Annotated in this window: 20 protein-coding genes; 16 read left to right on the top strand and 4 right to left on the bottom strand. The window is 67.2% G+C overall.

Features of this window, described 5'->3' with window-relative positions; all coding sequences use genetic code 11:
* Nucleotides 1-3: 3 nt before the first annotated feature.
* The 4 genes from HWX08_RS06430 (at nucleotide 4) to asd (ending at nucleotide 3,436) form a co-directional block, all read left to right on the top strand.
* Entirely contained in the window at nucleotides 4-150 is a 147-nt protein-coding gene (locus HWX08_RS06430) for an entericidin A/B family lipoprotein (protein ID WP_174922260.1), read from the top strand.
* Between the two features lie 67 nt (nucleotides 151-217).
* The gene (gene leuD, locus HWX08_RS06425; RefSeq protein WP_069259526.1) at nucleotides 218-868 is read left to right on the top strand and encodes a 3-isopropylmalate dehydratase small subunit; all 651 of its coding nucleotides are present in this window, start codon (nucleotides 218-220) and stop codon (nucleotides 866-868) included.
* Nucleotides 869-947: 79 nt separating this feature from the next.
* Nucleotides 948-2,015, top strand: coding sequence for a 3-isopropylmalate dehydrogenase (gene leuB, locus HWX08_RS06420; RefSeq protein WP_069259527.1), 1,068 nt, complete (start codon nucleotides 948-950; stop codon nucleotides 2,013-2,015).
* Nucleotides 2,016-2,314: 299 nt separating this feature from the next.
* Nucleotides 2,315-3,436: an aspartate-semialdehyde dehydrogenase gene (asd, locus tag HWX08_RS06410; protein ID WP_069259528.1), complete on the top strand. Its 1,122-nt coding sequence runs from the start codon at nucleotides 2,315-2,317 to the stop codon at nucleotides 3,434-3,436.
* Nucleotides 3,437-3,540: 104 nt separating this feature from the next.
* On the opposite strand, the gene flgE is transcribed toward asd, so the two are convergent.
* The gene (flgE, locus tag HWX08_RS06405) at nucleotides 3,541-4,785 is read right to left on the bottom strand and encodes a flagellar hook protein FlgE (RefSeq protein WP_174922261.1); all 1,245 of its coding nucleotides are present in this window, start codon (nucleotides 4,783-4,785) and stop codon (nucleotides 3,541-3,543) included.
* A gap of 817 nt (nucleotides 4,786-5,602) precedes the next feature.
* Here flgE and HWX08_RS06400 point away from each other — a divergent pair.
* The 12 genes from HWX08_RS06400 to HWX08_RS06345 all read left to right on the top strand — a co-directional run bounded on the left by HWX08_RS06400 (nucleotide 5,603) and on the right by HWX08_RS06345 (nucleotide 18,962).
* On the top strand, nucleotides 5,603-7,762 hold the full coding sequence (locus HWX08_RS06400) for a motility hub landmark protein FimV (RefSeq protein WP_174922262.1): 2,160 nt from the start codon (nucleotides 5,603-5,605) through the stop codon (nucleotides 7,760-7,762).
* Entirely contained in the window at nucleotides 7,762-8,574 is an 813-nt protein-coding gene (truA, locus tag HWX08_RS06395) for a tRNA pseudouridine(38-40) synthase TruA (RefSeq protein ID WP_069259532.1), read from the top strand. Before HWX08_RS06400 ends, truA begins: the two co-directional genes overlap by 1 nt.
* Complete coding sequence (locus HWX08_RS06390; RefSeq protein ID WP_107313561.1) at nucleotides 8,571-9,272, top strand: phosphoribosylanthranilate isomerase; 702 nt, start codon at nucleotides 8,571-8,573, stop codon at nucleotides 9,270-9,272. Before truA ends, HWX08_RS06390 begins: the two co-directional genes overlap by 4 nt.
* A gap of 55 nt (nucleotides 9,273-9,327) precedes the next feature.
* Complete coding sequence (trpB, locus tag HWX08_RS06385) at nucleotides 9,328-10,521, top strand: tryptophan synthase subunit beta (RefSeq protein ID WP_069259534.1); 1,194 nt, start codon at nucleotides 9,328-9,330, stop codon at nucleotides 10,519-10,521.
* A gap of 9 nt (nucleotides 10,522-10,530) precedes the next feature.
* Nucleotides 10,531-11,382, top strand: a complete 852-nt coding sequence (locus HWX08_RS06380) for a DNA-methyltransferase (protein ID WP_069259535.1) — start codon at nucleotides 10,531-10,533, stop codon at nucleotides 11,380-11,382.
* Nucleotides 11,383-11,428: 46 nt separating this feature from the next.
* The gene (gene trpA, locus HWX08_RS06375; RefSeq protein ID WP_174922263.1) at nucleotides 11,429-12,244 is read left to right on the top strand and encodes a tryptophan synthase subunit alpha; all 816 of its coding nucleotides are present in this window, start codon (nucleotides 11,429-11,431) and stop codon (nucleotides 12,242-12,244) included.
* 62 nt (nucleotides 12,245-12,306) lie between these two features.
* A complete protein-coding gene (accD, locus tag HWX08_RS06370; RefSeq protein WP_069259537.1) occupies nucleotides 12,307-13,179 on the top strand; it encodes an acetyl-CoA carboxylase, carboxyltransferase subunit beta in 873 nt (290 codons plus the stop codon).
* A gap of 100 nt (nucleotides 13,180-13,279) precedes the next feature.
* Entirely contained in the window at nucleotides 13,280-14,590 is a 1,311-nt protein-coding gene (gene folC, locus HWX08_RS06365; protein WP_174922264.1) for a bifunctional tetrahydrofolate synthase/dihydrofolate synthase, read from the top strand.
* A 29-nt stretch (nucleotides 14,591-14,619) separates the two neighbouring features.
* Nucleotides 14,620-15,441, top strand: coding sequence for an SPOR domain-containing protein (locus tag HWX08_RS06360; protein WP_174922265.1), 822 nt, complete (start codon nucleotides 14,620-14,622; stop codon nucleotides 15,439-15,441).
* Nucleotides 15,442-15,447: 6 nt separating this feature from the next.
* Nucleotides 15,448-15,942: a CvpA family protein gene (locus HWX08_RS06355; RefSeq protein ID WP_069259540.1), complete on the top strand. Its 495-nt coding sequence runs from the start codon at nucleotides 15,448-15,450 to the stop codon at nucleotides 15,940-15,942.
* A 51-nt stretch (nucleotides 15,943-15,993) separates the two neighbouring features.
* Nucleotides 15,994-17,526 carry an amidophosphoribosyltransferase gene (purF, locus tag HWX08_RS06350; protein ID WP_069259541.1) on the top strand — a complete coding sequence of 511 codons (1,533 nt, stop codon included), beginning with the start codon at nucleotides 15,994-15,996 and terminating at the stop codon, nucleotides 17,524-17,526.
* A gap of 245 nt (nucleotides 17,527-17,771) precedes the next feature.
* A complete protein-coding gene (locus tag HWX08_RS06345; RefSeq protein ID WP_069259542.1) occupies nucleotides 17,772-18,962 on the top strand; it encodes an O-succinylhomoserine sulfhydrylase in 1,191 nt (396 codons plus the stop codon).
* 142 nt (nucleotides 18,963-19,104) lie between these two features.
* On the opposite strand, the gene HWX08_RS06340 is transcribed toward HWX08_RS06345, so the two are convergent.
* From HWX08_RS06340 to HWX08_RS06330, 3 genes are read right to left on the bottom strand one after another with little or no spacing between them, the layout of a single operon-like run.
* The gene (locus tag HWX08_RS06340; protein WP_174922266.1) at nucleotides 19,105-20,064 is read right to left on the bottom strand and encodes an NAD-dependent epimerase/dehydratase family protein; all 960 of its coding nucleotides are present in this window, start codon (nucleotides 20,062-20,064) and stop codon (nucleotides 19,105-19,107) included.
* Nucleotides 20,051-21,097 carry a GDP-mannose 4,6-dehydratase gene (gmd, locus tag HWX08_RS06335; RefSeq protein WP_174922267.1) on the bottom strand — a complete coding sequence of 349 codons (1,047 nt, stop codon included), beginning with the start codon at nucleotides 21,095-21,097 and terminating at the stop codon, nucleotides 20,051-20,053. Before gmd ends, HWX08_RS06340 begins: the two co-directional genes overlap by 14 nt.
* A 35-nt stretch (nucleotides 21,098-21,132) precedes the next feature.
* Entirely contained in the window at nucleotides 21,133-22,197 is a 1,065-nt protein-coding gene (locus HWX08_RS06330; protein WP_107313304.1) for an acyltransferase family protein, read from the bottom strand.
* Nucleotides 22,198-22,399 lie beyond the last annotated feature (202 nt).

Genomic DNA, 22,399 nt, shown 5'->3' with positions numbered 1-22,399 from the left:
CGCGTGACGGCATCGAAGGTCATTGCGCGGCTGGTTGCCGTGCTGGCGCTGGCGGGGCTGGGCTTCGGCCTCGCGGGCTGCAACACCGTCCGCGGCTTCGGCGAGGACGTCAACGCCGCCGGCAGCGCGCTCAAGCGCGCCGCGGACTGACACCGCCACCGAGAATTTGTCGATGTGTGCCGGCCGCGTGCCGGCCCTTCAACCGGATAGACGGATCATGGAAAAATTCACTGTACATACCGGCGTCGTGGCGCCGCTCGATCGCGAGAACGTCGACACCGACGCGATCATTCCGAAGCAGTTCCTGAAGTCGATCAAGCGCACGGGCTTCGGTCCGAACGCGTTCGACGAATGGCGCTACCTCGATCACGGCGAGCCGGGCCAGGACAACTCGAAGCGTCCGCTGAATCCGGACTTCGTGCTGAACCAGCCCCGCTACCAGGGTGCGTCGGTGCTGCTCGCGCGCAAGAACTTCGGCTGCGGCAGCTCGCGCGAGCATGCGCCGTGGGCGCTGCAGCAGTACGGCTTTCGCGCGATCATCGCGCCGAGCTTCGCTGACATCTTCTTCAACAACTGCTTCAAGAACGGCCTGCTGCCGATCGTGCTGACCGAGCAGCAGGTCGATCACCTGTTCAACGAGACGGTCGCGTTCAACGGCTTCGAGGTGACGGTCGACCTCGACGCGCAGGTCGTGCGCACGGGCGATGGCCGCACGTATCCGTTCGAGATCACCGCGTTCCGCAAGTACTGCCTGCTGAACGGTTTCGACGATATCGGCCTCACGCTGCGCCACGCGGACAAGATCCGCCAGTTCGAGGCCGAGCGCCTCGTGAAGCAGCCGTGGCTCAACACCAAGCTGGTCGGCTGAAGTCCCCTTTCGGGCGGGCGCGCCGGCGGCGCGTTCGCCGGCCTGCCTCCATAAAAACCTACTCAGTCAGGAATTTCGCATGAAGATTGCAGTGCTGCCCGGCGACGGCATCGGTCCGGAAATCGTCAATGAAGCGGTGAAGGTGCTGAACGCACTCGACGAGAAGTTCGAACTCGAACAGGCGCCGGTCGGCGGCGCGGGCTACGAGGCGAGCGGCCATCCGCTGCCCGACGCGACGCTCGCGCTCGCGAAGGCCGCGGACGCGATCCTATTCGGCGCGGTCGGCGACTGGAAGTACGACTCGCTCGAGCGCGCGCTGCGCCCCGAACAGGCGATCCTCGGGCTGCGCAAGCATCTGGAGCTGTTCGCGAACTTCCGTCCGGCGATCTGCTATCCGCAACTCGTCGATGCGTCGCCGCTGAAGCCCGAGCTGGTCGCGGGCCTCGACATCCTGATCGTGCGCGAGCTGAACGGCGACATCTACTTCGGCCAGCCGCGCGGCGTGCGCGCGGCACCGGACGGCCTGTTCGCGGGCGAACGCGAAGGCTTCGACACGATGCGCTATTCGGAACCGGAAGTGCGCCGCATCGCGCACGTCGCGTTCCAGGCAGCGCGCAAGCGCGCGAAGAAACTGCTGTCGGTCGACAAGGCGAACGTGCTCGAAACGTCGCAGTTCTGGCGCGACATCATGATCGACGTGTCGAAGGAATACGCGGACGTCGAGCTGTCGCACATGTACGTCGACAACGCGGCGATGCAGCTCGCGAAGGCGCCGAAGCAGTTCGACGTGATCGTCACCGGCAACATGTTCGGCGACATCCTGTCGGATGAAGCGTCGATGCTGACGGGCTCGATCGGCATGCTGCCGTCGGCGTCGCTCGACAAGAACAACAAGGGCCTGTACGAGCCGTCGCACGGTTCGGCGCCGGACATCGCGGGCAAGGGCATCGCGAATCCGCTCGCGACGATCCTGTCGGCCGCGATGATGCTGCGCTACTCGCTGAATCGCGCGGAGCAGGCCGATCGCATCGAGCGCGCGGTCAAAACGGTGCTCGAACAGGGCTATCGGACGGGCGACATCGCGACGCCGGGCTGCCGGCAGGTCGGTACGACGGCAATGGGCGACGCGGTGGTCGCGGCGCTGTAACGCAAGCATGTAGAAAGGGCGCGAACAGGCCGCGAAATCGGCCGGTTCGCGTGCGGTTGGTCGTTGTGCGGGCCACCGGCTTTGTGTAGACTCGAACGATGGCGCTTAAATCCCTGATCTCCCCGGTCTTGAAACTCCACGGCAACACTGCCCGTGCGGGTGCGCGCGCCATCGTCATCACGAAAACCATTACCACGAAAACGATCATTAAACGCTGATCGTCCGTCGTGCCCGCCTTTTTCCCCGCGCGGTCACAGCGGGGACGGAAATGGCGGGGAAGCTCCATCAAAGGGTTAGTCATGAACGTAGGTCTCGTAGGTTGGCGCGGCATGGTCGGCAGCGTCCTGATGCAGCGCATGCAGGAAGAGGGCGATTTCGACCTGATCGAACCGGTGTTTTTCAGCACCAGCAACACGGGCGGCAAAGCGCCGTCGTTCGCGAAAAACGAGACTACGCTCAAGGACGCGACCAACGTCGACGAGCTGAAGAAGTGCGACGTGATCATCACGTGCCAGGGCGGCGACTACACGAACGACGTGTTCCCGAAGCTGCGCGCGGCCGGCTGGAACGGCTACTGGATCGACGCGGCATCGTCGCTGCGGATGAAGGACGACGCGGTCATCATCCTCGATCCGGTCAACCTCGACGTGATCAAGGACGCGCTCGTCAAGGGCACGAAGAACTTCATCGGCGGCAACTGTACGGTCAGCCTGATGCTGATGGCGCTCGGCGGCCTGTTCCGCGAGAACCTCGTCGACTGGATGACGGCGATGACCTACCAGGCCGCGTCGGGCGCGGGCGCGCAGAACATGCGCGAACTGCTGTCGCAGATGGGCACGCTGAACGGCGCGGTTCAGGCGCAGCTCGCCGATCCGGCTTCCGCGATCCTCGACATCGACCGCCGCGTGCTGGCCGCGATGAACAGCGATGCGATGCCGACGAGCAACTTCGGCGTGCCGCTCGCCGGCTCGCTGATCCCGTGGATCGACAAGGATCTCGGCAACGGGATGTCGAAGGAAGAGTGGAAGGGCGGCGCGGAAACCAACAAGATCCTCGGCAAGCCGGCCATGGGCGAGCCGGGTTCGATTCCGGTCGACGGCCTGTGCGTGCGGATCGGCGCGATGCGCTGCCATTCGCAGGCGCTGACGATCAAGCTGAACAAGGACGTGCCGCTCGACGAGATCAACGGCATCCTCGCGTCGGCGAACGACTGGGTGAAGGTCGTGCCGAACGAGCGTGAAGCGTCGATGCGCGACCTGTCGCCGGCGAACGTCACGGGCACGCTGACGGTGCCGGTCGGCCGCCTGCGCAAGCTCGCGATGGGCGGTGAATACCTGTCGGCGTTCACGGTCGGCGACCAGCTGCTGTGGGGTGCGGCCGAGCCGCTGCGCCGCATGCTGCGCATCCTGCTCGACAAGTAAAGCCCGCTTCCGGCCCGCGCTCCGCGGGCCGCGTTGCACCAGACTGCGCGCCGCGCCGGCCTTGACGATATCGAGGCCGGCGCGGCGCGTTTTTCATGCGCGGGTCAGCGCATGTTCAGGAGCGTCTGGTCGACGGTCTGCTGGGTCTTGATCGTCTGCGCGTTCGCCTGGTAATCGCGCTGTGCCTTGATCAGATTCACGAGCTCGGTCGTCAGGTCGACGTTCGAGTTTTCCAGCGCGCTGCCCTGCAGCGTGCCGTGGTTCGTGCTGCCCGGCGCGGAGATCTGCGGCACGCCCGACGCGGCGGTTTCCACGTACTGGTTGCCGCCGATGTTCTCGAGCCCGTTCGGGTTGTTGAAGTTCGCGAGCGCGATCAGGCCGAGCACCGTGCTCTGGCCGTTCGAGTAATTGCCGGTCAGCTTGCCGTCGGTGCCGATCGAGAACGTCGTCAGCGTGCCGCTCGCGAAGCCGTCCTGCGCGAGATTGTTCACGCCGCTTTTCCCGCCGAACTGCGTCGTGCCGCTCAGGTCGAGCGTCAGATTCTGCGGATTGGCGCCGCCCGATGCGTTGGGGATCGAGAACGCGAACTGGCCGACGCTCGGCGTCGGCTGGCCGGTGGCGGCCGACGTGGTCGAGCTGATCCGGCCCGAGGCGTCGAACGTGACGGTGCCGAGATTCGTCGGCGTCTGGCCCTGCACGCCGGCGTACGCCTGCCAGCTGCCCGCCGCGTTCTTCGTGAAGTACATCGACACCTGTTGCGCGCCGCCGAGCGTGTCGTACACCTGGATCGACGAGTTGTAGTTGTACGTGGTGTTGTCGCCCGCGCTGAACGGCGTCTTGGCCGGCACCTTGTCCTGCGAGTTCAGGTTGAACTGGCCGGTGATCTTCGTCGTCGCCTGCGGCGCGATGTTGCTGGTCGGCGCCTGTAGCGGCACGGTCGCCGCGGTGTTGATCACGCCGCCGGGGCCTGCCGCATAGCCCATCAGGTTGCGGTTTTGCGCGTCGACGATCGCGCCGCTCTTGTCGCGGTGGAATACGCCGTCACGCGAGTACGTCGTCACGCCGTTGTTCGACATCTGGAAGAAGCCGTTGCCGTTGATCGCGATGTCGAGCGACGACTTCGTGGTGTTGATCGTTCCCTGGCCGAATTGCTGCTGCACCGACGTGAGCCGCGTGCCGATGCCGATCTGCGTGTTGGTCGACGTCGCGACCGAATTCGCGTACATGTCCGCGAAGTTCGCGCGGCCCTGCTTGAAGCCGACCGTGTTGGCATTCGCGATGTTGTTGCCGATCACGTCGAGATGGTTCGCCGCGCCGGCCAACCCGCTCAAGCCCTGTTGATAGCCCATGTTCGATCCCCGTAACGAGCTGGTGAGTAAATGCAGTCGTGCGACTGCGCGATGCCTCCCTGGCACCTCGCGGCGTCACCCCGGCCGACTGCACGCCCGCATCGACGGCAGGAGCGGGTGCGAGGGTCGAACTGCGCCGATTCTTGTTTGAAGACGATCGTAACGACGGCAATTATTCGATCTGTGTAATTTTGTGTAATGTAATTGAATTGCTGTCGAAATGATTGATTTCGTGCGAACAATGGAGCGGGGGTAGGCTGGAGAGCCTTGTGGGTCGGGGGTTTTGCGGTGTGAGCGTTCAATCCGACGATAAGAGAGGGGAGTTGGCCTCTTATCGATCAATTGAAATGGATTTGAATGGGGTTGGTGAATGTCCGGATTTATTCTGATTGGAGATCGTTAATCCATTAACGGCGGGAAGCGTGAATTATTGAGCAGGCGTGCCCGATTTTCCGGTCATGGCGCGCCATCGCGCCCGCAGCCGCGGCACGCGTTCGGAATGCGATGCGGTCGGGCGGTTTTTCGGCTGCGGGCGCGGTGCGCTTCCGATCGATCGACGGCGCGGGTCGCAGCGTGCGCATCCGCGTGTCGACGTAGCCCGATCGCCGGCCGCGCCGACGCGCGACCGCGGCCGGTTGCGCCGGTCGGCGACGAATTCGGCCCGAACGCGATCGTGTGAAGTAAACTACGCGGTTACGACGCACAGACCCGCCGAAAGCGTCGCGTTCCACGCGACGCTTTTGCATTTCTGCGGCAACTTTTTGACGCTTTCAACCGCGAATCCGAGCCGCGCCCGCGCGCGGCGATAGAGCCAACGATGTCCCGAATTTCCTTGTTTCCGCGCCAGTCCCGTCTGTCGCGCGCCGTGCGTGGCGCGCTGGCGATCCTGGCGCTCGGCGCAACCGCATCGGCCTGGGCGGCCGGCACCGGCGAGCTGCCGGCGTCCGCTGCCGGCGGTGCAGTGCCGCTCACCGTCACGGTTCAGCCGGGCCAGTCGCTGAACGACATCGCGAAGGCCGCCACGCAATCGCACGATCCCGCTGTGCTCGCCCGTGCCGGCCGCGCGCTGTTCGACGCCAATCCGCAGGCGTTCATGAAGCGCGACGCGAGCCGCCTGAAAGTCGGCGCGACGCTGACCGTGCCGGCGCTCGACGCGACAGGCGCGGCGCTCGTGCCGGCCGCCGCGTCGGCCGCATCGGCTACGGCGGCGGCTTCCGCGCCCGCTGCCACATCGGGCGGGACGGCGCTCGCACAGCACGCTGCGTCCGCACCGCATCCGGGCTCGGCCGTGCAACCCGCGCCGGTGGCGTCGGCCATGCATGCGGCGCCGGGCGGCGCAAGCGTCGCGACGGCCGCCGGTGCGTCGGCATCGGCGTTGGCGTCGGCGTCGGTCGGCGCTTCGGCTGCGAACGGTGCATCGGCTGTCGTCAGCATGCAGCCGGCGGCGCCTGTCTCTGGCGCAAGCGGTCCGCACGTGTGGAGCGGGGCGATCCAGTCGGTGCCGTCGACCGCGAGCGGTGCCGCGGTTCCGCCCGCTACTTCGGGCAGCCAGGTTTCGGGCATCGGCGAACCGGCAGGCGCGGCGCCCGTCGCGGGTGCGTCGCAGCCGCGGCCGTCGAGCCTGCAGCAACTGCTGGCGCTGAAGAATCGCGTGCTGATGGAATTGCAGAAGCACGGCATCGGCAAGCCGGCCACGACGAACGAGGTCACACCGGCTCCCGCGCCGGCACCTGTTGCGCCGCGCCCGGCCGCGAACGATGCGGGTGCGTCCGCTGCCGCGCCGACGGCAGGCGAAGCCGCGTCCGGCGTCGCCGCGAGCGCGGTGCAGCCGGCATCGGTAGCGGCGCCCGCGCAACCGGCCGCGCCGGTGGCGGCACCCGCACCCCGTACCGAGCAGATGGACTGGCGTCCGGCCGCGCTGGCCGGCGCGGCCATGATCGTCCTCGCGGCAGGTTTTGCGTGGCGCAAGCGCCGCAAAGGCCGGCGCGCGGACGATGCGGATACGGGCGCGGGTACGACGGCAGCCGCAGCGGGCGGTGCCGCGACTGCGGTGGCGGAAACCGAAGCCGCGCCGTCCGTCGAGCCGGAACTGCCGATTCGGCCCGAGACGCCGGTCTCGCGCGACGCAGCTTCCGACTTGAGCCTTGTCGCGGCAGTGGCCGCAGCGGCGCAGCCGGCCGAGACGCCGGATACGGCTGTGCCGCCGGCGCCGGAAGCGGCGAAACTGCACGACGAGCCGCCCGAATTGCCGACGGCGCACACCGCGGAGCCGCTCGCGAGCGACGCGGCTCGGGTGCCGCACGATGTCGAGCCGGAAGAAAAGGTGGCTGCCGAAGAGCCGGTGGAAAAGCTTGCGGGAAAGCCCGCCGAGACGCCAATTGCCCCCGCCGCAGCCGCCCCCGCAGCCGCCGACGCGCAGCATGCCGCGCTGATGCAGAACGCGATCAGCGCGCTCAACAGCCTCGACATGCCGTTGCCGCCGCGCACGCCGGACGAGCCTTCGCTGGCGGCCGACGGGTCTGCCGCGCCGGCAGCGCCGTCCGACACCGATGGAATTGCAACTAACGGTCAAGCCGCCCAGCGCCCGCCGATTGGCTCGATCGATCCGGCCCCGGAACATCCGGCCGACCAGGACGACGAGATCGACTGGGAGCCGGACGCGCCGACGCCTGCCGGCCACGCGGGCAGCCCGGGCGCGCCGTCGTCGCTGGCGCCGCTCGGCGGCGCGCAGTTCGGCGCGCTGAAGCTCGATTTCGATCTCGACCTGCCGGCCACGCCGGGCGCCGCGTTGCCGGCGCTGACGCCGGACGAGCTTGCCCGCATCGCGCGCAACAAGCTCGACCTCGCGGCCGAATACGTCGAGCTGGGCGACCTGTCCGGCGCGCGGACGCTGCTGCAGGAAGTGGTCGATGCCAACGACGCCGCGACGCGCGACGATGCGCGCGCGCTGCTCGCGAAGCTGGCGGACGAAGCGTGATGCGGATCGCTCTCGGCATTCAGTACGACGGCGCGGCGTTCTGCGGCTGGCAGGCGCAGCCGCACGGCAAGACCGTGCAGGACCGGCTCGAACACGCGCTGGCCGAGTTCGCGCGCGTGCCGCTGCATACGACGGTGGCCGGGCGGACCGACACGGGCGTGCACGGGCTCGGGCAAGTCGTGCACTTCGATACCGACCTCGATCGCGAGGTGTTCTCGTGGGTGCGCGGCACCAACGCGTTCCTGCCGTCGACCGTGGCGGTGCAATGGGCGAAGCCGATGCCGGAGACGTTCCACGCGCGCTTCTCCGCGTTCGAGCGCACCTATTACTACGCGCTGTACGTGCATCCGGTGCGCTCGCCGATGCTGGCGGGGCGCGCCGGCTGGATCCATACGCCGCTCGACGACGACGCGATGCGCGCTGCCGCCGCGCACCTGATCGGCGAGCACGATTTCTCGTCGTTCCGGTCGTCGGAATGCCAGTCGAAGACGCCGGTCAAACACCTGTACGAGATCGACGTGCGGCGCGCGGGGCATTTCATTCATTTCCGCTTCCGCGCCAACGCGTTCCTGCATCACATGGTGCGCAACCTGATGGGCTGCCTCGTGGCGGTCGGTCGCGGCCGCTATCCGGCCGACTGGCTCGCCGACGTGCTGGCCGGGCGCGACCGCACGCTCGCAGCGCCCACGTTCATGGCCGACGGGCTGTACCTCGCCCACGTCGGCTACCCGGCGGAATTCGCCGTCCCGCCCGCGCAGCTCGGCAGCGTGCCGTGGAGCAGCGTCTGGGCCGATCTGGACCCTCAATCATGACGGATCACGCCGTGTCTTCTTCGACCCCCGCCGCGACCGGCCTGCCGCCGCGCACGCGCATCAAGCTGTGCGGGCTGTCGCGCCCCGACGACGTGCTGCACGCGGCGGCGCTCGGCGCCGATGCGATCGGTCTCGTGTTCTACCCGAAGAGCCCGCGCGCGGTGTCGATCGCGCAGGCGGCCGAGCTGGCGAGCCTGGCGCCGCCGTTCGTGTCGGTGGTCGGGCTGTTCGTGAATGCGACCGAAGCCGAGATCGAGGCCGTCGTGCGCGACGTGCCGCTCACGCTCCTGCAGTTTCACGGCGACGAGACGCCGGAGCAGTGCGACGCGCTCGGCCGCGCGGCACGGCTGCCGTGGCTGCGCGCGGTGCGCGTCGGCCCCTCGACGCAGCCGTCCGATTTGGTAGAATCGGCTCTTCGTTATTCGAAAGCGCGCGGCCTCCTGTTCGACACCCTGGTGCCGGATTACGGCGGTAGCGGCAAGGTCTTCGATTGGTCTCTTATTCCCGCAGAGCTCGCGCATCGGGCCGTTTTGAGTGGTGGCTTGAGCGCGCAAAACGTCGGTGATGCGATTCGCCAGTTGCGCCCGTTTGCTGTCGATGTCTCGAGTGGCATCGAAGTGGAGGGCGCGAAGGGCGTGAAGGATCACGCCCGGATGGCGGCGTTCGTACGCGCGGTGCGCGAAGCGGACGCCGGGTGATGCAAGCCGGTGCGGCCCCGAAAGCGCGGCGCACCGACCGATCGAGAGAGACACCATGTACAACCTTCCTGATGATCGCGGCCACTTCGGCCCGTATGGCGGCACGTTCGTCGCCGAGACGCTGGTTCACGCACTCGACGAGCTGCGCGCGGCGTATGAAAAATTCCAGAACGACCCCGGTTTCGTCGCCGAATTCGAGCGCGAGCTGAAGCATTTCGTCGGCCGCCCGTCGCCGATCTACCACGCGCAGCGCTGGAGCGAGACGCTCGGCGGCGCGCAGATCTACCTGAAGCGCGAAGACCTGAACCACACGGGCGCGCACAAGATCAACAACGTGATCGGCCAGGCGCTGCTCGCGAAGCGCATGGGCAAGAAGCGCGTGATCGCCGAGACGGGCGCCGGCCAGCACGGCGTCGCGACCGCGACGATCTGCGCGCGCTTCGGGATGGAGTGCGTCGTCTACATGGGTTCGGAAGACGTGCGCCGCCAGGCCGCGAACGTCTACCGGATGAAGCTGCTCGGCGCGACCGTCGTGCCGGTCGAATCGGGTTCGCGCACGCTGAAGGACGCGCTGAACGAAGCGATGCGCGACTGGGTCACGAACATCGAGAACACGTTCTACATCATCGGCACGGTCGCGGGCCCGCACCCGTACCCGATGATGGTGCGCGACTTCCAGCGCGTGATCGGCGACGAGTGCAAGGTACAGATGCCCGAACTCGCCGGCCGGCAGCCCGATGCGGTGATCGCATGCGTGGGCGGCGGCTCGAACGCGATGGGCATCTTCTATCCGTACATCGACGACACGTCGGTGCAGCTGATCGGCGTCGAAGCGGCCGGCGACGGCCTCGACACGGGCCATCACGCGGCGTCGCTGATCGCCGGCAGCCCGGGCGTGCTGCACGGCAACCGCACGTATCTGCTGCAGGACGAGAACGGCCAGATCATCGAGACGCATTCGGTGTCGGCGGGCCTCGACTATCCGGGCGTCGGCCCCGAGCACGCATGGCTGAAGGACAGCGGCCGCGCGCAGTACGTCGGCATCACCGACGACGAAGCGCTGAAGGCGTTCCACGACTGCTGCCGGATCGAGGGGATCATCCCCGCGCTCGAGTCGAGCCATGCGATCGCGTATGGCGTGAAGCTCGCGCCGACGTTGCCGAAGGACAAGATCCTGCTCGTCAACCTGTCGGGCCGCGGCGACAAGGACATGCACACGGTCGCCGAGCGATCGGGCATCGAGCTCTGACCCCGACCGATGCGTGACCTGATCGAAGAACCGGGCGGCGGCGCCGCGAGCGACGCGGAGGCGGTTCAGCCCGCCGCTGCCGTGCCGCGCGCGCTGCCGTCCGGGATCGAACTGCACAACCGCGATTTCCTGACCGATGCCGTGCATCTGCCGGACGCGTCGATCGACCTGATCGTCGCCGATCCGCCGTACGGGCTCGGCAAGGACTACGGCAACGACTCGGACAAGCGTTCGGGCGACGATTTCCTCGCGTGGACGCGCGCGTGGCTCGAGCTCGCGATTCCGAAGCTGAAGCCGAGCGGGTCGATGTACATCTTCTGCACGTGGCAGTACGCGCCGGAAATCTTCAGTTTCCTGAAGACGCAGCTCACGATGGTCAACGAGATCATCTGGGACCGACGCGTGCCGAGCATGGGCGGCACGACGCGCCGTTTCACGTCGGTGCACGACAACATCGGCTTTTTCGCGGTTTCCAAAGCGTATTACTTCGATCTCGATCCGGTCCGCATCCCGTACGACGCCGACACGAAGAAGGCCCGCTCGCGCAAGCTGTTCGAAGGCAGCAAGTGGCTGGAGATGGGCTACAACCCGAAGGACGTCTGGTCGGTCTCGCGCCTGCACCGGCAGCACGCGGAGCGCGTCGATCATCCGACCCAGAAACCGCTGGAAATCATCGAGCGGATGGTGCTCGCCAGCTGCCCGCCGGGCGGCCGCGTGCTCGATCCGTTCATGGGCAGCGGCACGACCGCGGTGGCCTGCGCACGGCAGGGGCGCGACTTCGTCGGCTACGAGATCAACGAAAGCTATTGTGCGATCGCGCACGAGCGTGTGAACGCGCTCGCCGCGCCGGCGTGCGCGTGAATCGCGCCGCCGCATCGCCGAACGCAACGCATCCAGGAAAATTGCCATGTCCCGTATTCAGCAGACCTTCGCCGCGCTCGCCGAACAAGGCCGTAAGGGCCTGATCCCGTTCATCACGGCCGGCGACCCCGATCCCGCGAAAACCGTCGAATTCATGCACGCGCTCGCCGCAGGCGGCGCGGACGTGATCGAACTCGGCGTGCCGTTCTCGGACCCGATGGCCGACGGCCCCGTGATCCAGCGCTCGTCGGAGCGCGCGCTCGCGCGCGGCGTCACGTTGAAGAGCGTGCTCGCCGACGTGAAGCGCTTTCGAGAAACCGACCCCAAAACCCCCGTCGTGCTGATGGGCTATGCGAACCCGATCGAGCGGATGGGCGTCGACGCGTTCGCGGAGCAAGCACAGGCGGCCGGCGTCGACGGCGTGCTCGTCGTCGACTATCCGCCGGAAGAGGCGGGCGTGTTCGCCGAGAAAATGCGCGCCGCGCAGATCGATCCGATCTTCCTGCTTGCGCCCACGTCGACCGACGAACGCATCGCCGACGTCGGCAAGATCGCGAGCGGCTACGTGTATTACGTGTCGCTCAAGGGCGTGACCGGCGCGGGAAATCTGGATGTTTCGAGCATTGCGGGTAAAATCCCGGCCATCAAGTCGCGCGTGCCGGTTCCGGTAGGCGTCGGCTTCGGCATCCGCGACGCCGAAACGGCGCGCGCGGTGGCCGAAGTGTCGGACGCCGTCGTGATCGGCAGCCGCCTCGTGCAGCTGCTCGAAAGCGCCGCGCCGGAAGGCGCCGCCGCCGCGCTGAAGACCTTCATCGCCGAGCTGCGCGCCGCCCTGGACGGCGCGGGCAAGAGGGCGCGATAAACACAACAGGAAGCGGGAACGGGCCGGTTGGCCCGGCCCGCCACGGAACAGGAAACCATACGATGAGCTGGCTCGACAAACTGTTGCCGCCGAAGATCAAGCAGACCGACCCGAAGAGCCGCAAGGGCATTCCGGAAGGCCTGTGGGTCAAGTGCCCGTCCTGCGAGGCCGTGCTGTACCGCAACGACGTGGACGCGAATCTGCACGTGTGCCCGAAGTGCGATCACCACATGCGCATCGGTGCGCGTGAGCGCCTCGACGGGCTGCTCGATCCGGAAGGCCGCTACGAAATCGGCCAGGAAATCGTGCCGGTCGACTCGCTGAAGTTCAAGGACAGCCGCAAGTACCCCGATCGTCTGAAGGAAGCGATGGACGACACGGGCGAAACCGACGCGATGGTCGTGATGGGCGGGGCGATCCACACGCTGCCGGTGGTCGCGGCCTGCTTCGAGTTCTCGTTCATGGGCGGCTCGATGGGCTCGGTGGTCGGCGAGCGCTTCGCGCGCGGCGCGCAGAACGCGCTGGAGCAGCACGTGCCGTTCATCTGCTTCACCGCATCGGGCGGCGCACGGATGCAGGAAAGCCTGCTGTCGCTGATGCAGATGGCGAAAACCACCGCGATGCTGACCAAGCTCGCGGAAGCGAAGCTGCCGTTCATCTCGGTGCTGACCGACCCGACGATGGGCGGCGTGTCGGCGAGCTTCGCGTTCCTCGGCGACGTCGTGATCGCCGAACCGAAGGCGCTGATCGGCTTCGCCGGCCCGCGCGTGATCGAGCAGACGGTCCGCGAGAAGCTGCCGGAAGGCTTCCAGCGCGCCGAATTCCTGCTGAAGACGGGCGCGATCGACATGATCGTCGACCGCCGCAAGATGCGCGACGAGATCGCGCAACTGCTCGCGCTGCTGCAGCGGCAACCGGCCGACGCGCTGGCCTGACCGGCGCGAGGTTGTGCACACTGCGCGTCGCCTGGCTTCAGCGTCAGGCGGCGCGCTTCGTTTTTTGGCGTAGTGGCGGTCCCGATCCAGATTTGAACCGATGAGCACTTTTCCCACTCTCGACGCGTGGCTTTCGCATCTCGAACGCGCGCACCCGGTCGGCATCGACATGGGCCTGACCCGCATCGGGCAGGTCAAGGCGGCGCTGCAGCTCGAATTCGCGTGCCCCGTCATCACCGTCGGCGGCACGAACGGCAAGGGCTCGACCTGTGCATTCCTCGAGACGATTCTCGTGCGCGCGGGCTACAAGGTCGGCTGCCACACGTCGCCGCACCTGCTCGAGTTCAACGAGCGCGCGCGCGTGAACGGGCAGAACGTCACCGACGACGAACTGCTGCCGCACTTCGAGGCCGTCGAAGCGGCGCGCACGTCGCTGTCCGAGCCGGTATCGCTCACGTACTTCGAATTCACGACGCTCGCGATCCTGCACCTGTTCGCGTCGCGCGGGCTCGACGCGGTGATCCTCGAGGTCGGCCTCGGCGGCCGGCTCGACGCGGTGAACATCATCGATACCGACTGCGCGATCGTCACGAGCATCGACATTGACCATACCGAATACCTCGGCGACACGCGCGAGAAGATCGCGTTCGAGAAAGCCGGGATCTTCCGCGCCGGCAAGCCGGCGATCTGCGGCGATCCGGCCGCGCCGCAAACGCTGATCGACCACGCGGAGGCGATCGGCGCCGACCTGTGGCTCGTCGGCCGCGATTTCCGCTACGAGGCGCAGGCGGGCGCCGAGCGCCAGCAGTGGAGCTACCTCGGGCGCGAGAAGCGCTACCCGGCGCTCGCGTATCCGGCGCTGCGCGGCGCGAATCAGCTGATCAATGCGTCGGCCGCGCTGGCCGCGCTCGAAGCGTTGCGTCCGGTGCTGCCGGTGTCCGCGCAGGACATCCGGCTCGGGCTCGCGAACGTCGAGCTGCCCGGGCGCTTCCAGGTGCTGCCCGGCAAGCCGGCGATCGTGCTCGACGTCGCGCACAACCCGCACGCGGCGGCCGTGCTCGAGCAGAACCTCGGCAACATGGGCTTCTTCCCGTACACGTACGCGGTGTTCGGCGCGATGCACGACAAGGACATCGACGGCGTGCTGCAGCACCTGAAGGGCGAGATCGACCACTGGTGCGTGACCGACCTGCCGCTGCCGCGCGCGGCGTCCGCGGAGCAGCTCGAAGCCGCACTGCGCAAGGCCGGCGTCGAGGAGGGGCCCGATTCGAGCGTCACGCGCTACGCGTCGCCCGCGGAAGCGTTTCGCGATGCGCTAAAAAGAGCATCCGAGAATGATAGAATCGTGGTTTTCGGCAGTTTCCATACGGTTGCCGGCGTGCTGGCCTACCGTAAATCGCAGCAACACTGACTGACGGGCAGTTTCGGACTCAGCCATACATGGGAATTTTCTCGTTCGGCAAAAAAGACGACGACGCGCCTCCGCGGCGCGGCGGTCGCACCGGGACCTCCCGGAACGTGCGCACGGAGCGCACCACTGAACGCGTCGAGCGACGCTCGCGCCGCACCGAGCGTCCGGAATCGGACGCACTGCTCCTCGATCCGACCCTTCCAGAAAAGCAACGCGCGCGCCGTCGCCTCGTCGGCGCGATCGCGCTCGTCGTCGCCGCCGTGATCGTGCTGCCGATGGTGCTCGACTCGCACCCGAAGCCGGTGACGGACGACATCGCGATCGACATCCCGAACCGGCCCGCGCACCAGGCGGTCGCGCCGCGCGACGACGAGTCGTCCGACGTGCAGGCCGGCGTCGCACATGACGAGCCGCCGGCATCCGATACGGCCGTCGCCGCCGCGCCGGCGCCCGCGCCGAAGCCGGCCGCCAGGCCCGATACCACGACCACGGCGAGCGTGACGCCGCCGAAGCCCGCGCCGAAACCGGCCGCGCCCGCGGCAAAGCCGGCCACGCCGAAGCCCGCGCCCGTCGCGAACGCCGACACCGCGAGCCCGGACAGCGGCGACGCGTCGTCGCCGGCGTCGCCGGCCGGTGCGCGCTTCGCGGTGCAGCTCGGTTCGTTCAAGGACGACGCGACGGCCCGTTCGTGGGCGACCAAATTGAAATCGGCGGGCGTGCCCGCATATGTCGAGCATCGCAAGCAGGCGGACGGCAGCACGGCTACACTGTTGCGTGCAGGCCCGTTCGCGGATCGCGCGGCGGCGTCCGCCGCGATCGCGAAGGTGCGCGAAGCCGGTCTGACGCAGTAACGCACGATGCTGACGGCTTTCGACTACGCTGTATTGGCGGTGATCGCGTTGTCGGCGCTGCGCGGCGCGTGGCGCGGCTTCGTATCGGAGATTTTCGGGCTGATCGGCTGGATTGCGGCGATCGTGATCGCGGGCCGCTACGTCGGGCTGGTCGTGCCGTACATTCCGGCGAACTGGCCGGGCGGTGCGCTGACGCAGTGGGTGATCGCCTTCGCGTTGATCGTGATCGGCGTGGTGCTGGTCGCCGGCGTGGCGAACGCGCTGCTGTCGCGGATCGCGCAGGCGAGCGGCCTGGGCGGCGTCGACCGCTCGCTGGGCATGATGTTCGGGCTCGTCCGCGGCTGCGTGCTGGTGGTGCTGCTGGTCGCGGCGGCCGGGCTGACCGAACTGCCCAAACAGGAATTCTGGCGCAATGCGCTATTGCGTCCTATTGCCGAACAGGGCGTGCACGAGCTGAAGCAGCTCCTGCCCGACGGCATGGCCCAGTACGTACGCGTGTGACGACGCGGCCGGGCAGGACGGAACCGATTTTGTCATTCTGAAGGACATGCCATGTGCGGCATCGTAGGCGTTATCTCCCAATCCCCGGTCAATCAGCTGATCTATGACAGCCTGCTGCTGCTGCAGCATCGCGGTCAGGACGCGGCGGGCATCGCGACGGCGGACGGCAGCAATTTCCACATGTACAAGGCGAACGGCATGGTGCGCGACGTGTTCCGCACGCGCAACATGCGCAGCCTGCCCGGCACCTACGGCATCGGCCAGGTGCGCTACCCGACGGCCGGCTCGGCGTCGAGCGAAGCCGAGGCGCAGCCGTTCTACGTGAACGCGCCGTTCGGGATCATCCTCGCGCACAACGGCAACCTGACGAACTGGCAGCAACTGAAGGACGAGATGTTCCGGATCGACCGCCGGCACATCAATACCAATTCCGACAGCGAAGTGCTGCTCAACGTGTTCGCGCACGAGCTGCAACTGTCGACCACGGGCCTCGAGCTCGATCCGGCGTCGGTGTTCAAGGCCGTCTCGGGCGTGCATCGCCGCCTGCAGGGCTCGTACGCGATCGTGTCGCTGATCGCCGGCTACGGCCTGCTCGCATTCCGCGATCCGTTCGGCATCCGCCCGCTGTGCATCGGCAAGCTCGAAACCGAACACGGCACCGAGTGGATGGTCGCGTCGGAGTCGGTGGCCGTCGAGGGCATCGGTTTCGAATTCGTGCGCGACGTGCAGCCGGGCGAGGCGATCTTCATCGACCCGGCCGGCAACTTCCACAGCCAGCAATGCGCGGAACAGCCGACGCTGAATCCGTGCATGTTCGAATACGTGTACCTCGCGCGTCCGGATTCGTGCCTCGACGGCGTGCCCGTCTACAACGTGCGCCTGCGCATGGGCGACTATCTCGCCGAGAAGATCAAGCGCGAGCTGCCGAACGTGCCGATCGACGTCGTGATGCCGATTCCCGATTCGTCGCGCCCGGCCGCGATGCAGGTCGCCGCGAAGCTCGGCGTCGAGTACCGCGAAGGCTTCTTCAAGAACCGCTACGTCGGCCGGACGTTCATCATGCCGGGGCAGGCCGTGCGCAAGAAGTCGGTGCGCCAGAAGCTCAACGCGATGAGCATCGAGTTCAAGGACAAGCACGTGCTGATCGTCGACGATTCGATCGTGCGCGGCACGACCTCGCATGAGATCGTGCAGATGGCGCGCGATGCGGGCGCGAAATCGGTGATCTTCGCGTCGGCGGCGCCGCCGGTGAAGTTCCCGAACGTGTACGGCATCGACATGCCGACGCGCGGCGAACTCGTCGCGCACGGCCGCACCGACGAGGAAGTCGCGAAGATCATCGGCGCCGACCACCTGATCTACCAGGACGTCGACGATCTGCGCCGCGCGGTGCGCGACATCAACCCGAAGCTCGAACGCTTCGAGGCGTCGTGCTTCGACGGCAACTACATCACCGGCGACGTGACGCCCGAGTATCTCGACGCGATCGAGCGCGCGCGCCTCACGCCGGCGTCGCAGGCCGATCGCGACACGGCCGGCGACACCGAACGCTCGCAGATGAACCTGCAGCTGTCGGTCGAGTGACACCGGCGCACGCTTTCGTCGACGCGTGATACGATGTGGCCTTGCGTCGATTTGATATCAGCTTGCGGACGCGGGGCGATTTCCCCAAACAGCTAAAGCGAAGGCCGGTGGCAACCGGCCCGAGTCGATCGCTGTCGTACCGCACCGAAGCCCGCTGATGCCGACGCATAGCGGGCTTTTTGTTTTGCCCTGGGTTTGACCGGGTTCGCGCCACGCGCGCGGCCATCGAATACGGAAAACGAAACATGGACGACTCCCTCAACTTCGACACGCTTGCCGTGCGCGCGGGCACGCTGCGCAGCGACTTCAACGAGCACTCGGAAGCGCTGTTCCTCACGTCGAGCTTCTGCTTCCAGAGCGCGGCCGATGCGGCCGAGCGCTTCGCGAATTCGGAAGACTACTTCACCTATTCGCGCTTCACGAACCCGACCGTCACGATGTTCCAGGAGCGTCTCGCGGCGCTCGAGGGCGGCGAGGCATGCATCGCGACCGCGTCCGGCATGGCCGCGATCATGTCGGTCGTGATGGCGGCGCTTCAGGCCGGCGATCACCTCGTCAGCTCGCGCAGCCTGTTCGGTTCGACGCTCGGGATGTTCTCGCAGATCTTCAGCAAGTTCGGGATCACGACGACCTTCGTCGACCCGACCGACCTGAACGCATGGAAGGAAGCCGTGCGGCCGGAAACGAAGATGTTCTTCCTCGAGACGCCGTCGAATCCGCTGACCGAGCTCGCGGACATCGAGGCGATCGGCAAGATCGCGAAGGCCGCGAACGCGCTGTTCGTCGTCGACAACTGTTTCTGCAGCCCGGTGCTGCAGCAGCCGCTGAAGCTCGGCGCCGACGTCGTGATGCATTCGGCGACGAAATTCCTCGACGGCCAGGGCCGCGTGCTCGGCGGCGCGCTGGTCGGCTCGAAGGAATTCATCATGGGCAAGGTGTTCCCGTTCGTGCGCAGCGCGGGCCCGACGCTGTCGGCGTTCAACGCGTGGGTGCTGCTGAAGGGGATGGAAACGCTGTCGCTGCGCGTCGAGAAGCAATCGGCGAACGCGCTGGAAATCGCGCGCTGGCTCGATTCGCATCCGGCGGTGGCGCGGGTGTTTCATCCGGGCCTCGAGTCGCATCCGCAGCACGAACTCGCGAAGCGTCAGCAGAAGGCGGGCGGCGCGATCCTGTCGTTCGAGCTGAAGGGCGACACGCCCGAGCAGCAGCGCGCGAACGCATGGCGCGTGATCGACAGCACGAAGCTGATCTCGATTACCGGCAACCTCGGCGATACGCGCACGACGATCACGCATCCGGCGACGACGACGCACGGCCGCATCACGCCGGAAGCGCGCGCGGCCGCGGGGATTACCGAAGGGTTGATCCGCCTGTCGGTCGGGCTCGAGAACGCGGGCGACCTGCGTAACGATCTGGCGCGCGGCCTGGAAGGCTGAGCGGCGCGGGGCGTTCGCAGACGTAGGAACGCATCGACGTATCAACGGCAACGGGCCGCCTGCGAAACAGGCGGCCCGTGGTTTTTTCCGCGTCGCGCGAGGTCGTCCGGCGCACCACGTTCGCGCGTGCGCCGCGCGTGATTCAGCCGGCGTGCGCGGGCGTGTCGCGCATCGCATCCACCATCCATCGCAGCGTTTCGTCGAGCGGCGTGACGGGCAGCTCGCCCACCGCGCGCCGCAGCTTCTCGCGCGACCCGCTCAGGCGCTTCACCTCGTTGTGCCGCACGAAACGCGGATCGACCGTCACGTCGATTACGTAACCGGCGATGCGCGACAGCATCGCCAGCACTTCCTTCAGCGAATACGCGCGCTCCGAGCAGACGTTGAACGTCTCGCCGGCCGGCGCGGCTTCGACCAGCTTCAGGTACGCGGCCGTCACGTCGCGCACGTCGGAGAAATCGCGGCTCACGTCGAGATTGCCGAGCGAGATCCGAGGGGCGTTGCGCGCGTAGTGCGCGACGAGCTTCGGCAGCAGGTACGCATCGCTCTGGCCGACACCCGTGTAGTTGAACGGCCGCGCGATCACGATCGGCAGCCGGTCGGCCCATAGCTTCGCCGCGTATTCCATCGCGAGCTTGCTGACCGCGTAGTCGTTCGCCGGGGCAGGGGCGACGGTTTCGTCGAGCACGCCGGCCGTCGAATTGCCGTAGACGTTCGCGCTGCTGGCGAGCAGCACGGCCGACGGGCGGCGGTCGAGGCCCGCGAGCGCCGCCAGCAGGTTGCGCGTGCCGACGATGTTGACCGCGTAAGTCTGCGACGGCTCGTCCTGCGCGACATGCGCGCGCGCGGCGAGATGCACGACCGCGTCGGGCCGCGCGTCGGCGGCGGCCGCGCGCAGCGCCTCGGCGTCGAGGAGGTCGACGGGCAGCAGCGTGCAGTGCGCGAAGGCCGGATCGTCGGGCCGCGCCGCGCCGGACGCGACCGTGCCCCAGACCTCGTAGCCGGCCGCCTGCAGGCGCTCGGCCATGTAGCGGCCCGTGAAGCCCGTCAGGCCCGTGACGAACGCACGGCGCGACGGGCGCGGGGCTTCAGAACGTGTCATGGTGTCGATTCCGCGTCAAATCCGCTTCGACCATCATCTGGCAAAGTTGTTCGAGCGTCGTCTTCGGCTCCCAGCCGAGCTTGGATTTCGCCTTGTCCGCGCAGCCGATCAGCAGGTCGACTTCCGCGGGACGATAGAACTTCGGATTCACTTCCACGAGCACGTTGCCGTTCGCCGCGTCGAGGCCGCGCTCCTGTTCGCCCTTGCCGGTCCATTCGATCTGATAGCCGGCCGCCGCGAACGCCATCCGCACGAAATCGCGCACGGTCTCGGTGCGGTTGGTCGCGAGCACGTAGGTGTCGGGTTCGTCGGCCTGCAGCATGCGCCACATGCCTTCGACGTATTCGAGCGCGAAGCCCCAGTCGCGCTTCGCGTCGAGGTTGCCGAGCTCGAGGCGGCTCGCCTTGCCGAGTTTGATCTTCGCGACGGTGTCGGTGATCTTGCGCGTGACGAACTCGCGGCCGCGCAGCGGCGATTCGTGATTGAACAGGATGCCGCTGCTGCCGAACAGGCCGTACGATTCGCGGTAGTTCACCGTCATCCAGTGCGCGTACAGCTTCGCGACGCCGTACGGGCTGCGCGGGTAGAACGACGTCGCTTCCGTCTGCGGAATCGACTGCACCTTGCCGAACATCTCGGACGTCGACGCCTGGTAGAAGCGCGTCTTCGGACTCACGACGCGGATTGCCTCGAGCAGATTCAGCGGACCGAGGCCCGTCACTTCGGCGGTCGTCGCCGGCTGGTCGAACGACACGCCGACGAAACTCTGCGCGGCGAGGTTGTACAGCTCGTCGGGCTGTGTGCGTTCGAGCAGGCGCAGGCTCGAGCCGGCGTCGGTCAGGTCGTGCTCGACGAGCGTGAGGTTCGGGTGCGTGTCGACGCCGAGCTCGGCGATGCGCCAGAAATTCACCGAGCTGGTGCGGCGGTAGGTGCCGGTGACCTCGTAGCCCTTGTCGAGCAGCAGCTTGGTCAGGTAGGCACCGTCCTGCCCCGAGATCCCGGTGATGATGGCCTTCTTGCGGGTTTGGCTCATGACGTTGTCCTGGTAGAAACGATGGAAAGGGAAAGTCAGGCGGTCGTGCCGGCGGCGGCCGGCAGCGCGCGGCGCGCGGGACCGCGCGTCAGGCGCCGTTCGAAGCCGTACCAGCTCAGGGTCGCGTACGCGAGCGTGATCGCGAGCGCCAGCGCGGCCGTGACGAAGCGGTTCAGGTGCAGCGGCCACAGCGCGTACAGCACGCTCAGGTGGATCAGGTACACGGTGTAGCTGACGGTGCCCACGTAGACGAGCAGCGGGTTCGTCAGCACGCGCTGCACGACGCCGCGGCCGCGTAGCGCGATCACGACGATCGACGTGCAGAGCAGCAGCGAGATGCTGTAAAGCGCCGCATTCGACATCGGCGTGTTCGCCGCGCGAAAACGCGGGAACGACAGGTGCAGCCAGCCGAGGATCGCGAGCGACACGAGCGCGCCGACGATCGCGAGCGGATAGAACGGCTCCAGCGCACGGCGGTCGCGGCGCAGCACGATCGCGAGCAGCGCGCCGGCCGCGAGCAGATCCATCCGGAACGGCGTCAGGTAGTAGATCGGCCAGAACGAGTCGAACCACGGCGTCGCGATCGCGCGCAGCACGGGCGCCGCGACGATCAGCGCGGCGGCGACCCACAGCAGCGCGCGCTCCGAGCACCACAGCACGACGAACGGCCAGAAGATGTAGAACTGCTCCTCGACCGCGAGCGACCACAGCACGTTCAGGCTGTCATGGCCGATGCTGCCGAGCGACAGCCCGATGTTGGTCGAGAAAAATGCGAACCACGGCCAGTGCGGCAGCCAGCTCGCGCCGAACAGGATCGTCGACACCACGAGCAGCAGCACGTACGGCGGCAGGATGCGGCGCACGCGGCGGGCGTAGAAGTGGCTGAAGTACGACTGCCCGCGCGCCTTGCGGTCGAGCAGGATGCCGGTGATCAGCAGGCCGCTCAGCACGAAGAAGAGGTCGACGCCCATCCACAGCGGCGCCTTCAGCGCGTGCTGCAGGAACACGGCGCCCACGGCGATCGCGCGCAGCCCGTCGAGCTGCACGATGCGGCCGTGTTGCGGCGGGGTGAGGTCCGCGGGTCGCGAGATGCCCGTCATCGCGCCGCTCCTTCGCGACGCGCGGCGTGAGCCGGGGCGTGTCGCACTTCCGATGCGTGAACGTGAACGTAATGCATGCCATTAAATGAAATATCGAATCGAAATCGATTCTAGGGAAAAGAAATCGGCAAAAAAACGCGCGTCATTTATCTGATGGCCCACATTAAATCGCCGGTCATTTCGGTCGGCGGACGAAAGGCCA

This window comes from Burkholderia metallica, assembly GCF_902832845.1.
Taxonomy (GTDB): Bacteria; Pseudomonadota; Gammaproteobacteria; order Burkholderiales; family Burkholderiaceae; genus Burkholderia; species Burkholderia metallica.
The sequence above is the reverse complement of the archived record's forward strand: the minus strand, read 5'-3'. Positions and strand labels throughout refer to the sequence as shown.

Excerpts from the sequence above, each read along its gene's own strand:
- leuD (WP_069259526.1), top strand. The coding sequence starts at position 218 with ATGGAAAAATTCACTGTACATACCGGCGTCGTGGCGCCGCTCGATCGC.
- leuB (WP_069259527.1), top strand. The coding sequence starts at position 948 with ATGAAGATTGCAGTGCTGCCCGGCGACGGCATCGGTCCGGAAATCGTC.
- asd (WP_069259528.1), top strand. The coding sequence starts at position 2,315 with ATGAACGTAGGTCTCGTAGGTTGGCGCGGCATGGTCGGCAGCGTCCTG.
- flgE (WP_174922261.1), bottom strand. The coding sequence starts at position 4,785 with ATGGGCTATCAACAGGGCTTGAGCGGGTTGGCCGGCGCGGCGAACCAT.
- HWX08_RS06400 (WP_174922262.1), top strand. The coding sequence starts at position 5,603 with ATGTCCCGAATTTCCTTGTTTCCGCGCCAGTCCCGTCTGTCGCGCGCC.
- truA (WP_069259532.1), top strand. The coding sequence starts at position 7,762 with ATGCGGATCGCTCTCGGCATTCAGTACGACGGCGCGGCGTTCTGCGGC.
- HWX08_RS06390 (WP_107313561.1), top strand. The coding sequence starts at position 8,571 with ATGACGGATCACGCCGTGTCTTCTTCGACCCCCGCCGCGACCGGCCTG.
- trpB (WP_069259534.1), top strand. The coding sequence starts at position 9,328 with ATGTACAACCTTCCTGATGATCGCGGCCACTTCGGCCCGTATGGCGGC.
- HWX08_RS06380 (WP_069259535.1), top strand. The coding sequence starts at position 10,531 with ATGCGTGACCTGATCGAAGAACCGGGCGGCGGCGCCGCGAGCGACGCG.
- trpA (WP_174922263.1), top strand. The coding sequence starts at position 11,429 with ATGTCCCGTATTCAGCAGACCTTCGCCGCGCTCGCCGAACAAGGCCGT.
- accD (WP_069259537.1), top strand. The coding sequence starts at position 12,307 with ATGAGCTGGCTCGACAAACTGTTGCCGCCGAAGATCAAGCAGACCGAC.
- folC (WP_174922264.1), top strand. The coding sequence starts at position 13,280 with ATGAGCACTTTTCCCACTCTCGACGCGTGGCTTTCGCATCTCGAACGC.
- HWX08_RS06360 (WP_174922265.1), top strand. The coding sequence starts at position 14,620 with ATGGGAATTTTCTCGTTCGGCAAAAAAGACGACGACGCGCCTCCGCGG.
- HWX08_RS06355 (WP_069259540.1), top strand. The coding sequence starts at position 15,448 with ATGCTGACGGCTTTCGACTACGCTGTATTGGCGGTGATCGCGTTGTCG.
- purF (WP_069259541.1), top strand. The coding sequence starts at position 15,994 with ATGTGCGGCATCGTAGGCGTTATCTCCCAATCCCCGGTCAATCAGCTG.
- HWX08_RS06345 (WP_069259542.1), top strand. The coding sequence starts at position 17,772 with ATGGACGACTCCCTCAACTTCGACACGCTTGCCGTGCGCGCGGGCACG.
- HWX08_RS06340 (WP_174922266.1), bottom strand. The coding sequence starts at position 20,064 with ATGACACGTTCTGAAGCCCCGCGCCCGTCGCGCCGTGCGTTCGTCACG.
- gmd (WP_174922267.1), bottom strand. The coding sequence starts at position 21,097 with ATGAGCCAAACCCGCAAGAAGGCCATCATCACCGGGATCTCGGGGCAG.
- HWX08_RS06330 (WP_107313304.1), bottom strand. The coding sequence starts at position 22,197 with ATGACGGGCATCTCGCGACCCGCGGACCTCACCCCGCCGCAACACGGC.